Annotated in this window: 13 protein-coding genes and 1 CRISPR repeat array; of the genes, 7 read left to right on the top strand and 6 right to left on the bottom strand. The window is 64.3% G+C overall.

Going from position 1 to position 13,817, the window contains the following annotated elements; translation table 11 throughout:
• The 6 genes from ELI80_RS09425 to ELI80_RS09405 form a co-directional block, all read right to left on the bottom strand.
• A partial coding sequence (locus ELI80_RS09425) for a recombinase family protein (RefSeq protein WP_136651099.1) occupies nt 1–420 on the bottom strand: 420 nt, incomplete at its 3' end.
• Nucleotides 417–1,460, bottom strand: a complete 1,044-nt coding sequence (locus ELI80_RS09420; RefSeq protein WP_136651098.1) for a tyrosine-type recombinase/integrase — start codon at nt 1,458–1,460, stop codon at nt 417–419. The genes ELI80_RS09420 and ELI80_RS09425, both read right to left, overlap by 4 nt.
• The gene (locus ELI80_RS09415) at nt 1,457–3,160 is read right to left on the bottom strand and encodes a site-specific integrase (protein WP_136651097.1); all 1,704 of its coding nucleotides are present in this window, start codon (nt 3,158–3,160) and stop codon (nt 1,457–1,459) included. Before ELI80_RS09415 ends, ELI80_RS09420 begins: the two co-directional genes overlap by 4 nt.
• A 168-nt stretch (nt 3,161–3,328) precedes the next feature.
• Nucleotides 3,329–3,532 (bottom strand): helix-turn-helix domain-containing protein, encoded by a 204-nt coding sequence (locus ELI80_RS09410; protein ID WP_136651096.1) that lies wholly within the window; start codon nt 3,530–3,532, stop codon nt 3,329–3,331.
• On the bottom strand, nt 3,507–3,683 hold the full coding sequence (locus ELI80_RS16055) for a hypothetical protein (RefSeq protein WP_161596447.1): 177 nt from the start codon (nt 3,681–3,683) through the stop codon (nt 3,507–3,509). The genes ELI80_RS09410 and ELI80_RS16055 overlap by 26 nt, the downstream gene beginning before the upstream one ends.
• 40 nt (nt 3,684–3,723) lie before the next feature.
• Nucleotides 3,724–4,527: a hypothetical protein gene (locus ELI80_RS09405; protein WP_136651095.1), complete on the bottom strand. Its 804-nt coding sequence runs from the start codon at nt 4,525–4,527 to the stop codon at nt 3,724–3,726.
• A gap of 670 nt (nt 4,528–5,197) precedes the next feature.
• Between ELI80_RS09405 and cas3 the strand changes: the two genes are divergently transcribed.
• The 7 genes from cas3 to cas2 all read left to right on the top strand — a co-directional run bounded on the left by cas3 (nt 5,198) and on the right by cas2 (nt 12,952).
• The gene (gene cas3 / locus ELI80_RS09400; protein WP_136651094.1) at nt 5,198–7,486 is read left to right on the top strand and encodes a CRISPR-associated helicase Cas3'; all 2,289 of its coding nucleotides are present in this window, start codon (nt 5,198–5,200) and stop codon (nt 7,484–7,486) included.
• A 111-nt stretch (nt 7,487–7,597) separates the two neighbouring features.
• The gene (cas5c, locus tag ELI80_RS09395; RefSeq protein WP_136651093.1) at nt 7,598–8,266 is read left to right on the top strand and encodes a type I-C CRISPR-associated protein Cas5c; all 669 of its coding nucleotides are present in this window, start codon (nt 7,598–7,600) and stop codon (nt 8,264–8,266) included.
• A complete protein-coding gene (gene cas8c, locus ELI80_RS09390) occupies nt 8,263–10,020 on the top strand; it encodes a type I-C CRISPR-associated protein Cas8c/Csd1 (protein ID WP_136651092.1) in 1,758 nt (585 codons plus the stop codon). Before cas5c ends, cas8c begins: the two co-directional genes overlap by 4 nt.
• Complete coding sequence (gene cas7c / locus ELI80_RS09385) at nt 10,017–10,961, top strand: type I-C CRISPR-associated protein Cas7/Csd2 (protein ID WP_136651091.1); 945 nt, start codon at nt 10,017–10,019, stop codon at nt 10,959–10,961. The genes cas8c and cas7c overlap by 4 nt, the downstream gene beginning before the upstream one ends.
• 29 nt (nt 10,962–10,990) lie before the next feature.
• Entirely contained in the window at nt 10,991–11,629 is a 639-nt protein-coding gene (gene cas4 / locus ELI80_RS09380; RefSeq protein WP_136651090.1) for a CRISPR-associated protein Cas4, read from the top strand.
• The gene (gene cas1c / locus ELI80_RS09375) at nt 11,626–12,660 is read left to right on the top strand and encodes a type I-C CRISPR-associated endonuclease Cas1c (protein WP_136651089.1); all 1,035 of its coding nucleotides are present in this window, start codon (nt 11,626–11,628) and stop codon (nt 12,658–12,660) included. The genes cas4 and cas1c overlap by 4 nt, the downstream gene beginning before the upstream one ends.
• Before the next feature lies 1 nt (nt 12,661).
• Nucleotides 12,662–12,952, top strand: coding sequence for a CRISPR-associated endonuclease Cas2 (cas2, locus tag ELI80_RS09370; RefSeq protein WP_136651088.1), 291 nt, complete (start codon nt 12,662–12,664; stop codon nt 12,950–12,952).
• A 177-nt stretch (nt 12,953–13,129) separates the two neighbouring features.
• Nucleotides 13,130–13,817: direct repeats of the CRISPR family, unit length 31 nt; unit sequence GTCGCCCCCTCACGGGGGCGTGGATCGAAAC.

Below are 13,817 nucleotides of genomic sequence, written 5' to 3'. Positions count from 1 at the left end.
GACCCGGCCACGCAGTCCGCGCCGGGTCTTCGCCGCCAGATCCTTCAGGAACAACTGGTTCATCGTTCCCTTCAGCCCGACGTGCAACTCGCTGATCTCGCCCTCGGCCAGCGTCAGGATCCGGACCCCGCGGAAGCTCAGGGTCTTGTAGAGGGCGGCGATGTCGGCTTGGTCCCGGCTCAGGCGGTCGAGCGCTTCGGCGAGAACCAGATCGATTTCTCCCCGGGCGGCGCATTCGAGCACGGCCTGCAGTCCCGGACGCAGCAGAGTGCTGCCCGAGATCGCCATGTCGGAATGGACGGCGACGACGTCGAGGCCATCGCGCCGGGCGCGATCTTCGCAAACCCGGACCTGATCCTCGATCGAGGCCTCGCGCTGCATCTGGGTCGAAAAACGGGCGTAGATTGCAGTCCGGGTCACGGGCGCTCTCCCTTCAGGGTCCCGATCAAACTGGCATAGTTCCGGCCGGCATCAATGGTGCGGGCATGGATGTAATGATGCTCGGCTGTTCGGAAGCCCGCATGGCCGAGGACCGAGCGGATGAGCCGGGCGCAGTCCGGCGATGATCGCGCGAGCGTCGTCGCGGCGGCATCGCGAAACAAATGCGGCGGGATGGCCGCGCCGAGCTGCACCGTCGTCACCGCTCTGATCCGGTCTGTGAGTCCCGATTGCGACAGCGGCTGGCCTTGCTTTCCGACCCAGAGCGCATCGTGCTGCTGACCCCCGCGTGCGAGCAGCCACGGTCTCGCGGTTGCCGCGTAGATGCGCAGGATTGCCTCGGCAGGCCCGGTCACACGGCTCTCCCAGACAGTGCCTGTCTTGGTCAAAGCCGCATCGAGCGCGATGCGTACGGCATCCGCGGTGAACAGGATCGATCGATCCAGTCGCAGCCCTGCGAGACTGCGCGCCCGCATCGGCAGAACGGCCAGCAGCGCCACGATGGTACCGTCGCGCTGGCGCTTCATGCGCTCCAGCTCCGTCGCTGCTTGGGCCGCGTGATCGCCCGCATGCACGAGCCCGGCCGCAAGTAGCCGCTCACTGGAGATGATCCGCCCGGCCTTGCGGGAAGGATCGCCGCGCCCGGCCTCATGTTTGAGGACCGCCCGCAGGCGGTGGTGGGCTGACCAGTCCCGTTCGGGCGCGTGGGCGCTCACAATCCGCAGAACGGCGCTGACATAGGCCAAACGGGTCATCGGCCGCGTCCCCGCCAGATCCTTGAGCCAGGCCCGGAGGCGCTCAAGGGTGAGCCGCGTCTCGGGTGGCTCCACAAGCGCCGCGGGATCGGCTCTCTGCAGCCAGCGAAGCCAGTGGCGGTATTGCATCTGCAGTGAGACGAGCGTGGTCGCCCGGACATGCGCCAAGGCCCCGCGCTCGTCCAGCGGAGCGCCAGGGGAGATCAGACGCGTCCACATGGCCTTGTCCGCGTGCGGCCAGTCCTCGTGAAGACGCGGGCTGCTCACGGCAGTCCTTCCATGCGCGCCGTGACCAGATCGGCGAAGGCCCGGGTAGCCGTCGTCACCTCCAGCCCCGAATAGAGATTTATAGTGTGGCTCAGTTCCGAATGGCCCAGGAGGCGACGCGCAGTTTCATAGCTGCCGGGATTGGCATCCAACCAGTTCATCACCGCAAGGTGGCGGAAGAGATGCGTGTGCATCTCGATGCCCGTCTCCTTGCGAATCCGCTTGGAGATGCGGCCGGCAAGTTGCGAAGAGAGGACCGGACCGGCGCCGTCCCGGCGGGGGAAGAGCCACGGCGTGCCGCGCGGGCAGAGCTCGGGGCACCGGCTGGCGAGGTGGCGATCGATCATCCGAACGACAGTGGCAGGCAGTTCGAACTCGAGCGGGCGAGCGTTCTTCGTGTCTCGCTCGTTGATCACCAGGTACACGCGTCCGTCGCCCGGGCGCTGCAGATGCTGCTCGATATTGATCTGTGCGAGGTTCTTCGCCCGGATCGGGCAGTAGAGAAGGATCGCGATCGCGACAGCGCCCTCCCGGGCGAGCGCCGCAGTGAACCTGCTGGTCTTGCTGGAGGATGGTTTGGCGAAGAGCCGTTCCGGTAGCCAGAGCAGCCGCTGGAGCGTGCCCTGGTCCTGAAGAACACGCAACCGATCGCGGTTCTTGCCCGTCATGCCCCGGCGGGGCGGCAGTGCGAGCTTGCGCGCCAGTTCCGCGAGCCGATCCTGAGCAGGCTTGGGCTGCTGCGTTGTCCGGCCCAGATTGCGCAGGAGCGAGGCCGTCTCGCTGATGATCGGCGTAATCTGGCCGTTGCTGTCATGCAGCATCTGGCGCAGACCGCGCTCGGCCATCTCGGGCGCGAGCAGCATCGCAATCGAGTTGATCTCGGCCGCCTCGATACCGGATCCGACCAGTTCGCTGGCAAACCGCAGGATCCGGCTGCGATAGACCTTCAGCGTCGCGGGTCGGAGGGCGCGCAGGCGACCCTGATCGGCCAGCGGGTCGGGCCGCGCGAGCCTTTGCATCAGCGCGGTAATCTCGTCCTGGAAGCGTTGGGGGAAGGCATCGTCCGGCAGACATTTGCGGATCACGCGCGAGGGAAGGGGTAGGGTGATCCGGGGCCAACCCGCGATCCGCTTGACGGCAAGGTTCCAGCCGTTCACGGCGGCCCGGTAGGCAACCTCCGGCGATTTGCTGATCTCGTTGTGCTGAAGGGCGTCACGATAGGCGAGGGCATCCGCCGAGGTGACACGGTCCGGTGCCACCCCTCGGCGGTTCAGAAAGTAGACAAACCTGCCGAGCGCCGGCTTCACAGTCGGGTCGTCGGACTCCAGCACTGAGTGCCAGAGGTTCCGCCAATCGTCCGAGAGGTCGAGGATGCTGTGTTGACGACGGGGAACGATCCCGGCCTGCACCATGGCTGCTCTGGCGTCGCTGAGGGCATTCTGCCATGCCTTCGGTTTGAGGCCGAGGGCTGCCGGGCTGAGCTTTGCCAGGCGAGGCTGCAGCCATGGGGGATAGCAGGGCACCTCCTGGGGATCGCGCCCGAGCGCCCGCGCTACCCGGCGCAATCCGGAGATGAGGTCCCGCCGGCGCGTGGCGCTCAGGCTTTCCCGCCGACCGATCGAGGCAATGACATCGGAGAACATCGGCACCGACGGCGGTACGAAGTCGAGGTCGAGATCGAGGTCAACGTGACCGGACATCGGGACAGGCTCCTTGGGTCAGCGGGGGACTCGGGTGGACAGGCGGGGACAGGGCGTCCGATTCGGGAGAAGGATAGCACAGATAATCCGCAACTATGGCTGCTGACCTCTTCCCGACTCATCGCTAATCAATTGACACCAATAGAAAATAATGGACACGATGGCCTCTCAGCCAAGTGCGCGCCGATAGGCCGCATGGGCGCTCGGATCGATCCGCAACAGGCGGCCGCCGGGGCCGATCCGCATCGCCTCCAGGAGGCCAGCGGCGATCGCCCGGCGCACCGTCTTCTCGGAGCACTGGTCGAGGGTCGCCACCTCCTTGACGGTGAGGAGCGCGCGGGCGCGATCAGGTGTCTTGCGGGGCATCGGCATTCGTGGGCTCCATAAAGCTGTCGGCACCCGCCACAGCCTCGCGCGCTGCCTGTTCGGCGAGCAGTGCGATCAGTCGATCAAGCGCTGCGTCGACTTGGCGCAGCGCCGTGGTATCGGCTGAAACAGGAGCAGGGGCGGGCATGTGTGCCATGCCCAGACCATCTCAAGACCGGCGGCATGGGTCTAAGTTATCAATCGCCGAAAACCGGAGGGATCGAGAACATGTCCGGTTCGTTCTGACCGCGACGGAAGCCGTCGATGTCTTTCTTCAGCGTGCCTCTGGCAATCTCGACCGGTGGGCTGGTCAGCATCGGTACGACATGATCGATGAACTCGATCAGTGGCCCTTGCAGCACATGACGTGAAGCAGCTTCGGGGCGGGTGGTGTAGCTGACCTCCCGATGGGCATCCTGCCAGGCGTAACAGCAGGTCTCGACGACATATTGGCGGCGCTTGTCGCGGTTCTTCCGCTTGTCCGTTGGAGACATGTCAGCTGCCGATCCCGGTTGGGCCAGCACCTGTTCGGCCGTCTCGCCGAGCTGCGTGTTTGCCTCAAGGGCTACTGTCAGTTGCGCGTGGAGGCTGCTGAGCGCTGTCCTGAGCGCCGTTCTGTCGTCCATGTCCGCAACGAACTGTTCGGAAAGCAGCATGACGCGGTCGGACAACTTCCCCAGCTTGTCTGCGGCGCGCTGCGACTCGTGTCTGACGTCTTGGAGTGTCTCCTCCGCGCGGCGGAGAGCGACGGACCTCTTGACCTCTACAAGGTTGACGGCCCCATCTTCATCCAGGCAGTTCCCCAACTCGATGGAGCATCGTTCGAGCACTTCGCGCGGTAGCTCGAACCGCTGTTCAAGCTGATCGATCTGATCGGTGCTCAGCACGCCACGCTCATCGTAGCTGCCTACCCGCCAGCGATACCCATCAACCACCTCCATATGGGGGTAGATCGAGTTGTCGGCGCGGGGTGCCGGCAATGCCTTCGGTTTCTTTCCCATGAACTCGCCCTCGGTCTGGGTGCCACCCGTCGCTTTGGTTCGACCGGCCGCCCAAGGTTACTGATCCACTAAAGTCCGGACAATCGAGAACCTTGGTTAACGCCGACGGACGCGGGGCATCGTCCTCTGCAAGCCGGCAGTAGTCCGGCCGCCCTCGGCACGGTTTATACCGACGCTCCTCCGTGACGGGGCCACCTGAAAAGAGCGATGGTCACCGTTTGCGGAGTTCCGGGCCACCAATACTCCGACACGATCCGGGGACTACCCCACCCCGCGCCGAACCGACTCCTTCTGGGCCGGCGCAGAAACACGACAACGAGACCCACCGGCGAGTGCTGGCGTCATCGGGACGCAAAGAACGACCGGGGACCGCGCAAGCTTCAATGGCTGGCGCGGGGCGGGAGAAAAGCCCGCGGGGAAGCGGCTGGCCATCGACAAACGGCATCGTGTGGATACGGATCAGATGAAGGGCCTTCCCCCGCAGGACGGGGGGAAGGAGCGGGGGCCGGCTATTGTCTGGTGTCAGCGCCCAGGCTCTACTGCCGCCCGCAGCGGGAGTATCTCCCCGGCGCCGCGGTCTTTTTGCAGTGCCGTTGAAAGATACGCCCTCGACTCTGCAACCGCTGCAGGGAGATGGTCTCATCGTCTACCATGTCCAACGGGTTTGATCATGACCGACTTCTGGGCGCATTCAGGTTTCAGAGAGGATCGCTCGGACTGGGAGCGTTTGGCTGACCACCTTCGAGACGTTGGCGAACTTTCTGGAAGATTCGGGTCGTGCCTCGGACTCGGCCTTACTGCCGCTGTGGCGGGCAGATTACACGATCTCGGAAAATACCATCCGAAGTTTCAGGAGCGCCTGCTCGGTCGGGCCATACGCGTTGATCATTCGACCGCAGGAGCAGCTATCGCGATCCAAGAAGCGGCTATGGCAGGCTGGGGCGAGATGCTGGCTGCTGAAGTGATTGGCTACGGTATCCTGGGCCATCATGCCGGGTTGCCGGACATGGCATCTGATAGCGATGCATGCGCCCGCAGCAGGATCGAGCGGTTCTCTGACGACCTCGCACCGGAGTGGCGCGCGGTTGTGTCACCGGACCTTGGCGACCTGCCGGCCGAGATCCACGCCAAACTGCGGCAGGCCGATCCCACACGGGCCGCCTTCGATCTGTCGCTGGTAGCGCGGATGGTGTTTTCCTGCTTGGTCGACGCCGATTTCAAGGCAACTGAGCGGTTCTACGCCGCGCTGGACGGTTATCAGCCGGATCGCGACTGGCCTGCATTGCAACCGCATCTTGACGCTCATCTTGCCCGGCTGAATGCGCGGCTGGCTGGGTTTTCGCAGGAAGGGCCGGTGAACGCGATCCGGCGCGAGGTGATGGCCCATGTCCGCGCCAAGGCCGCCATGACCCCCGGGGCCTTTACCCTGACTGTGCCGACGGGCGGCGGGAAAACTTTGGCATCCCTGGGCTTTGCGCTGGAACACGCCCGGCGGCACGGGCACCGGCGGATTATCTATGTGATCCCGTTCACTTCGATCATCGACCAGACCGCGGCCGAGTTCCGCAGCCTGTTGGGCGATGATCATGTGCTGGAACACCACGCCGCGATTGATGTCGCCAAGGATGCAAAGGACCACCCAACCGGCCGCGACAAGCTGCGGCTGGCGACCGAAGACTGGGCCGCGCCCATTGTCGTCACAACCGCGGTGCAGTTTTTCGAAAGCCTGTTCGCCGCCCGCACCTCGCGGGCGCGCAAGCTGCATTCCATCGCCGGCAGCACAATCATTCTGGACGAGGCGCAAACCCTGCCGCGCGGCCTGTTGGCGCCGTGTCTGCGGATGCTGGACGCGCTTTCGATACATTACGGCTGCTCGATCGTGCTCTGCACCGCGACGCAACCGGCGCTGGATGAGCGGCTGACGGGCAAGCAGATGGTGCGCGGGCAAGCGGTCAATACCGTCTTCGGCCTGCCGCTGGCCGGGCGGGAACTGGCCCCGGACCCCGCCGGGTTGAATGCGCGGCTGCGGCGCACCCGGATCGAACATGGCGGCATCATGGACGATGCCGCGCTGGTCGAGGCGCTGGCTGCACATCCGCAATCGCTGATCGTCGTGAACATCCGCCGCCATGCGCTGGAGCTTTACCGCGCCGCCGCGCAACTTGAGGGCGCAATCCACCTGACCACGCGCCAGCACGCCGCTGATCGGGCTGACATCATCGCCCGCATCCGGCAGCGACTGGCAGATGGCAAACCCTGCCGCGTCATCGCCACCAGCCTGATCGAGGCCGGGGTGGATCTGTCCTTCCGCCGTGCCTGGCGGGCCGAAGCTGGTCTGGACCAGATCATCCAGGTCGCCGGGCGTGTCAATCGCGGCGGCGAATATGCGCTTGAAGACAGCATCGTCACGGTATTTCAGCCCGCCGATCATCAGCCACCGCGAGAGATTTCGGGGCTGATCGGGGATCTCAAGGCAATCATGGCCGAGCACGGCGATTTGCAATCCGATGCGGCGGTGGATGCCTATTTCCGGCAGGTCTATTGGCGCCATCAATTGGGGAGTAACGGTCTGGACGCCAAGGATATTTTGCCCCGGCTAGCGGTTCAACGCGGCCCGACCCTGACGGACTTCGCGTTCCGCTCGATCGCCGAGGATTTCCGCATGATCGAAAGCGGGCTGGCGCCGGTGATTGTCGTGGACAACCCTGGCGAGATCGAGGGGCGGCTACGCGGCGCGGAAAGCTCAGGCAAGATCGCACGTGAGTTGCAGCGTTTCATCGTCCAGGTGCCCCCGCAGGAACGGGCGCGGATGATTGCAAATGGCTCGGTGCGCTTCCTTGCGCCCGAAGTACGTGGCGATCAGTTCGCGGCTCTGACGCGGCCCGACCTCTATTCGCAACTGGTGGGGCTGGAATGGGAAGCATCTGATATCCTGTCAGTGCAGGAAACAATATTCTAGGCACACGGGCCAGTTTGTCGCAGGCTCGTATTTTTCTTGACCAGTTAGCGCTCTTGGGTATTTCTCAAGGAGATTGCGAATAATCATCTGATTTAGAAGAGTGTCTTCTTCATGTCTTATGGCGTCCGGCTTTATGTCTCTGCCCCCTATGGCTTGTTCACGCGTCCCGAGTTGAAGGTTGAGCGAATGACCTATGACGCGCTGACCCCCTCGGCGGCGCGTGGCATTCTTGAGGCGATCCACTGGAAACCCGCCATCCGTTGGGTGATCGACCGCATCCATGTGCTTGCGCCGATCCGCACCCAGACCATCCGCCGCAATGAGGTCGGGCACAAGGCACCCTATGGGACGTTGAAATCCGCGATGAAACGGGGTGATCTGGGCGGGGTGCAATTGCTGGTTGATTCGGATCGCCAGCAGCGCGCCGCGACCGTTCTGGTCCGCCCCGCCTATGTGATAGAGGCGCACTTCGAACTGACCCCAAAGGCCGGCCCTGACGACACCGACGGCAAGCATCTGGACATCTTCAACCGCCGCGCCGCACGGGGCCGGTGCTTCCATCAGCCCTGCATGGGCGCGCGCGAATTTCCCGTCGATTTCCGCCTGATCCTCGCCGGTGAAGCCCTGCCCACCGCCATTGCCGAGGATGGAGACCTTGGCCTGATGCTGTGGGATATCGACCATGCCGCTGCGGGCCGCCCCTCGATGTTCTTCCGCGCCAGGATGCAGGGCGGTATCATCGACATCCCCGCCCCCGACAGCGCCGAGGTGCTGCGATGAGCGTGTTGTCCTCGCTGGCCCACGCCTATGAGCGGCTGCCGGATGCGCCGCCGTTCGGATATTCCAGCGAAAAGATCGCGGCGCTGGTCAGCCTCAACCCCGATGGCTCGGTTGCTGGATTGCACGACCTGCGAGAGGGGACTAGGAAGAAGCCTGTCCCGGCAGTGCTGATGGTGCCGCAAGCGATCAAGCGGACCGTTGGAATTGCACCGAATTTCCTGTGGGACAAGACCGCCTACTCACTTGGTGTGACTGCGGGCGAAGGCAAGCGAACGGCGGACGAGCACGAAGCCTTCAAAGCCTGTCATCGCGAATGGCTGGACGGGACCGAAGATGAGGGGCTGCTCGCCTTTCTACGCTTTCTGGATGGCTGGACGCCGGATCAGTTCAACTGGGACGAAGTTTTGAAGGATCACAACATCGTCTTTGCGCTGGAATCCGACCGATTGATGCGGAAGATGCTGCATGACCGTCCGGCAGCGCGAAAGCTATGGGCAAAGGTTCAGGGCGCAAAGGGTGGCGCGGGCGCAGCCTGCCTTGTCACCGGCGATCATGCACCTATTGCGCGCCTGCATCCCGCGATCAAAGGTGTCTGGGGCGCGCAGTCTTCGGGCGCCAGTCTGGTCTCATTCAATCTCGACGCTTTCGAATCCTATGGCCACAAGCAGGGCGATAATGCGCCAATCTCGGACCGAGCGGCCTTCGCCTACGGCGCGGTGCTGAACGTTTTTCTGGGCAAGGGCAGCGGTCATCGGATCCAGATCGGCGATGCCTCGACGGTGTTCTGGGCCGAAGCACCCGATGACGGGTCCGCCGATACGGCCGAGCATATGTTTTCCACCATGTTCGACGCGCAGCCCAAAGGTGCCGATGACGACACCGCTCGCAAGGACATCGAGCTGAAGCTAGAGCGCCTGCGTCAGGGAAAACCCCTGTTCAAGGTGGAACCGGACCTCGCCCCCGGCACCCGCTTCACCGTTCTGGGGCTGGCGCCCAATGCGGCGCGGCTGTCGGTGCGCTTCATGGTCGAGGAAAGTTTCGGCATCATCGCCGACCGTTACCGCCGTTGGCAGCAGGATATCCAGGTCGAGCCCGGCCCACGCGGTGGCCCCGCCAGCATGTTCCGCCAGCTTTGCGAACTGGCGGTTCAGGGCAAAATGGATAACCTGCCGCCCCGGCTGGCGGGCGATTACATGCGCGCGGTGCTGACCGGCGGCCCCTATCCGCTGACGATCCTTTCCACGGCGCTGACCCGCATCCGCGCGGACGGGGATATCAACGCCATCCGCACAGGACTGATGAAAGCCGTGCTGATACGCAATTTCAGACAGGAGGTGCCGGTGGCGCTCGATCCCGATTTCGACAACGCGGGCTATCAGCTCGGCCGGCTGTTCGCGGTTTACGAACAGATCCAGCGTGCCGCTTTGGGGAATGTGAATGCCTCGATCCGCGACAAATACTATGGGGCGGCTTCAGCTACGCCACGCAAGGTCTTTGCAATGCTGGACCGGGGCGCGATGTCGCACCTGTCCAAGCTGGGCAAGATCAAGCCGGGATATGAGATCAATCTGACCCGCACCTTGCGCACCATAACCGACCGTCTGTCGCCGGAGGCCGAGCCCTTTCCCCAGACCCTGCCCGCCCGCGATCAGGCGCTGTTCGCCTTGGGGTACCACCACCAGAGCAGCGAATTTTTCCGCAGTAAAACCGATGACGCCGATACTGAGCCCGCGACCGACGAGGATAACGCATGACCGCCCTGACCCAACGCCATGATTTCGTCCTGATCTTCGAGGTCACCAACGGCAACCCCAATGGCGACCCTGACGCCGGCAACCTGCCGCGTCTGGACCCCGAAGACAGCCACGGGCTGGTCACCGATGTCAGCCTCAAGCGCAAGGTGCGCAACTATGTCGAACTGGCCTGCGGCGGCGAAGAAGGGATGCATATCTATGTGCAGGAAGGTGCTATCCTGAACGAACAGCACCGTCAGGCCTATGTGGCGATCCGGGGCGAGGACAAGGCAAAAGGCGCCAAGCTGAACCCCAAGGATGAGGCCGAGGCCGCAGCGGTCCGCGACTGGATGTGCGCCAATTTCTTCGACGTGCGGACCTTCGGCGCGGTCATGTCCACCGGAATCAATTGCGGGCAGGTGCGCGGGCCGGTGCAGATGGGCTTTGCCCGCTCCGTCGAGCCCATCCTCCCCGCCGAGATCACCATCACCCGCATGGCCGCCACCAATGAGGCCGAAAAGAAGAAGGCCGCCGAAGGTCAGGAAGGTGACGATCGCCGCGACAACCGCACCATGGGCCGCAAGCATATCGTCCCTTACGGCCTCTATGTCGCGCATGGCTTCATTTCGGCCAGGCTGGCTGAACGCACCGGCTTTTCCACCGCCGATCTGGATCTGCTGCTTGAGGCGTTGACGAACCTCTTTGAACATGACCGTTCAGCCGCGCGGGGCGAGATGGCGACGCGCAAGTTGATCGTCTTCCGCCATGCTAGCGCCCTTGGCAATGCGCCTGCCCACGCCCTGTTCGACCGGGTAGAAATCCGTCGTATTGTGGACGGGGAGCCACGTGCGATCGACGCAAGGCTGGACAACCTGCCCCCGGCCCGCCGCTTTGGCGATTACGACATCCGCGTGAATGTCGACGAGATGGCCGAGGGGGTCGAGGTTCTGGAACTGGTCTGATGGGTGGGGCCGGGTAACAGGCGGCCGGGATGGAACCGATCCCCCTCTCGTCCCTTCAGCACGCCGTCTACTGTCTGCGTCAGGCGGCGCTGATCCATCTGGAACGGCTCTGGGCTGAGAACCGCTTTACCGCCGAGGGCGACGTTCTGCACGCCGTCGCCGACAAGGCCGGCAAAAGGAGCGGGCGCGGGGGGCGGCGCGTGAACGCCCTGCCGTTGGCCTCCGTACGGCTGAACCTTTCCGGTGTCGCCGATCTGGTCGAGTTCAGCCGCCCCGCGCCGGATGCGCCGGAGACCAGCTTTCCCGTTGAATACAAACGCGGCAAGCCCAAGCTGCACCGCGCCGATGAGGTGCAACTTTGCGCGCAGGCGCTATGCCTTGAGGAAATGACCGGCCAGCCCGTGCCGGAAGGCGCGCTGTTCTATGCCACGACCAAACGGCGGGTCACCGTGCCCTTCGATGCCGATCTGCGCGCCCTCACCGAAGCGACTGTGATGGAACTCTCCGCCGTCCTGTCCTCGGGCATCACACCTCCGCCGACAACCCATCGCAACCGATGCCGTGCCTGCTCGCTGGTCGAACTGTGTCGCCCAGACACGGTTTCGCGCCCGGTGCGCGACTGGCGCCGCCGCCAGGTCGAGGCTGCCATAGCCGAAGGTTCGCCATGAAAAAGCTGCTCAATACGCTCTACGCCACAACCGAGGGCATGGCCCTGCGCAAGGACGGCGAAAATGTCGTGGCCGAGCTTGAGGGAACCGAAAAGGGGCGCGTGCCCCTGCATATGCTGTCCGGGATCGTCGCCTGCGGGCCGATCCTGCTGACGCCCGCACTGGTCGGGGCCTGCGCGCGGGCTGGCATCTCCATTGCGTTGCTCGACCGCAGGGGCCGTTTCGAGGCCCGGATCGAAGGTCCAGTCACCGGTAATGTTCTGCTGCGCCGGGCACAATACCGCGCTTCGGACGCGCCTGAGGATATCGTGCGCGCGCTGCTGATCGGCAAGATCGCCAATCAGCGCGCGGTCCTTCGCCGAGCCTTGCGCGATCACGGGTCGGATATGAACCCCGCCCACGCGCCCGCACTTGCGGCCGCCAGCGACCGCATGGCCCGGATCATGCGCCGGGTCGAGTTCAAGCCCGCAACTCTGGACGACCTGCGCGGGGCTGAAGGCGAGGCCGCGCAGCTTTATTTCGGCAGCTTCGATCATCTGATCCGTAGCCCCGACGCCCAGTTGCGATGGACGGCCCGTTCACGTCGTCCACCTTTGGATCCGATGAACGCGCTCCTATCCTTTCTGTATACGCTGCTGGTCCATGACTGCCGCAGCGCATGCGAAACGGTCGGGCTGGACCCCGCAGTGGGCTTTCTGCATCGCGACCGCCCCGGTCGGCCCAGCCTTGCGCTTGATCTGATGGAAGAACTGCGCGCCCCCCTTGCCGACCGGCTGGCCTTGTCGCTGGTGAACCGGCGGCAGTTGCGCGCCGGTGATTTCGTTACTGCCAACAGCGGCGCCGTCAGTCTAACCGATGACGGCCGCAAGACCGTCATCACCGCATGGCAGGAACGCAAACGCGAGGAACGCTTCCATCCTTTCTTGCGCGAGAAGCTGCCCTTCGGCCTGGTGCCTTGGGTCCAGGCGCAGCTTCTGTCACGTCACCTGCGCGGTGATCTCGACGGCTATCCCCCCTGGTTCTGGAGCTGAGATGCTGATTCTGGTCACCTATGACGTGGCGGTTCAGACAGAGGGCGGCGCAAAACGCCTGCGCCGCGTAGCTCGCGCCTGTCAGGACTGGGGCCAGCGAGTGCAGTACTCGGTTTTCGAGATCGAGCTTGATCCCGCTCAGTGGATCCGGCTTAAGGCTCGGTTGGAAGAAACCATCGATCCGGACCACGACAGCCTGCGATACTATTATCTCGGCGCGAACTGGACACGCCGCGTAGAGCATGTGGGCGCCAAGCCGACAACCAACTTGGTCGCCCCGCTGATCCTGTGATGCGAACCTGTAGCGTGTCGTCTGGGACGGCTAGGTTCGCACATGCCGAATGTATCTGATTTTACTGGATAACTGATCTGACCTTGCTTGGCAGAATCCGGTCGGGCATCCGTTCGGCGGGGGTTCGCAGGCCGTTCGCCATTTCAACCGTAAGCTCAAGGGATTACTGTAACTGGAGTCGCCCCCTCACGGGGGCGTGGATCGAAACACCGGCTCGTTGCCGAGAACCTCGTCCACCATCCGTCGCCCCCTCACGGGGGCGTGGATCGAAACACGTCCGGGTTGCCGCCGTCCTTCCAGTCCCGCGTGTCGCCCCCTCACGGGGGCGTGGATCGAAACGCGATCACCCCCGAGGCGTGGAGCAAATGGAAGAGGTCGCCCCCTCACGGGGGCGTGGATCGAAACGTCGTGGCGCTCCGGCCGACGAGCCAGAATGCGGGTCGCCCCCTCACGGGGGCGTGGATCGAAACACCAGCACCGTTGGGTCAACAGCGAAGCCCCAGTCGTCGCCCCCTCACGGGGGCGTGGATCGAAACATCGCCTGCGTGGCGGCGGTCAGCGCGGCCATCCCGTCGCCCCCTCACGGGGGCGTGGATCGAAACGTCCGCTCTCGTCTCGCGGGCGCCGCACCCCAGTAGTCGCCCCCTCACGGGGGCGTGGATCGAAACAGGTCCTGGTGCCGGGCGTGCAGGACGTGGCAGCGTCGCCCCCTCACGGGGGCGTGGATCGAAACAGGGCGACAAGGTCGAGCGCATCGTCGGCGGGGATGTCGCCCCCTCACGGGGGCGTGGATCGAAACGGCGAGTGCGTCCTGTTCGAGGTCAAGGCCGAGGGGTCGCCCCCTCACGGGGGCGTGGATCGAAAC

This window comes from Paracoccus aeridis (assembly GCF_004923205.2).
In the GTDB taxonomy this organism is placed as follows: domain Bacteria; phylum Pseudomonadota; class Alphaproteobacteria; order Rhodobacterales; family Rhodobacteraceae; genus Paracoccus; species Paracoccus aeridis.
The sequence above is the reverse complement of the archived record's forward strand: the minus strand, read 5'-3'. Positions and strand labels throughout refer to the sequence as shown.

Excerpts from the sequence above, each read along its gene's own strand:
- ELI80_RS16055 (WP_161596447.1), bottom strand. The coding sequence starts at position 3,683 with ATGGCACACATGCCCGCCCCTGCTCCTGTTTCAGCCGATACCACGGCG.
- cas4 (WP_136651090.1), top strand. The coding sequence starts at position 10,991 with ATGGAACCGATCCCCCTCTCGTCCCTTCAGCACGCCGTCTACTGTCTG.
- cas1c (WP_136651089.1), top strand. The coding sequence starts at position 11,626 with ATGAAAAAGCTGCTCAATACGCTCTACGCCACAACCGAGGGCATGGCC.
- ELI80_RS09405 (WP_136651095.1), bottom strand. The coding sequence starts at position 4,527 with ATGGGAAAGAAACCGAAGGCATTGCCGGCACCCCGCGCCGACAACTCG.
- cas2 (WP_136651088.1), top strand. The coding sequence starts at position 12,662 with ATGCTGATTCTGGTCACCTATGACGTGGCGGTTCAGACAGAGGGCGGC.
- ELI80_RS09415 (WP_136651097.1), bottom strand. The coding sequence starts at position 3,160 with ATGTCCGGTCACGTTGACCTCGATCTCGACCTCGACTTCGTACCGCCG.
- cas3 (WP_136651094.1), top strand. The coding sequence starts at position 5,198 with ATGACCGACTTCTGGGCGCATTCAGGTTTCAGAGAGGATCGCTCGGAC.
- ELI80_RS09410 (WP_136651096.1), bottom strand. The coding sequence starts at position 3,532 with ATGCCGATGCCCCGCAAGACACCTGATCGCGCCCGCGCGCTCCTCACC.
- cas8c (WP_136651092.1), top strand. The coding sequence starts at position 8,263 with ATGAGCGTGTTGTCCTCGCTGGCCCACGCCTATGAGCGGCTGCCGGAT.
- cas5c (WP_136651093.1), top strand. The coding sequence starts at position 7,598 with ATGTCTTATGGCGTCCGGCTTTATGTCTCTGCCCCCTATGGCTTGTTC.
- cas7c (WP_136651091.1), top strand. The coding sequence starts at position 10,017 with ATGACCGCCCTGACCCAACGCCATGATTTCGTCCTGATCTTCGAGGTC.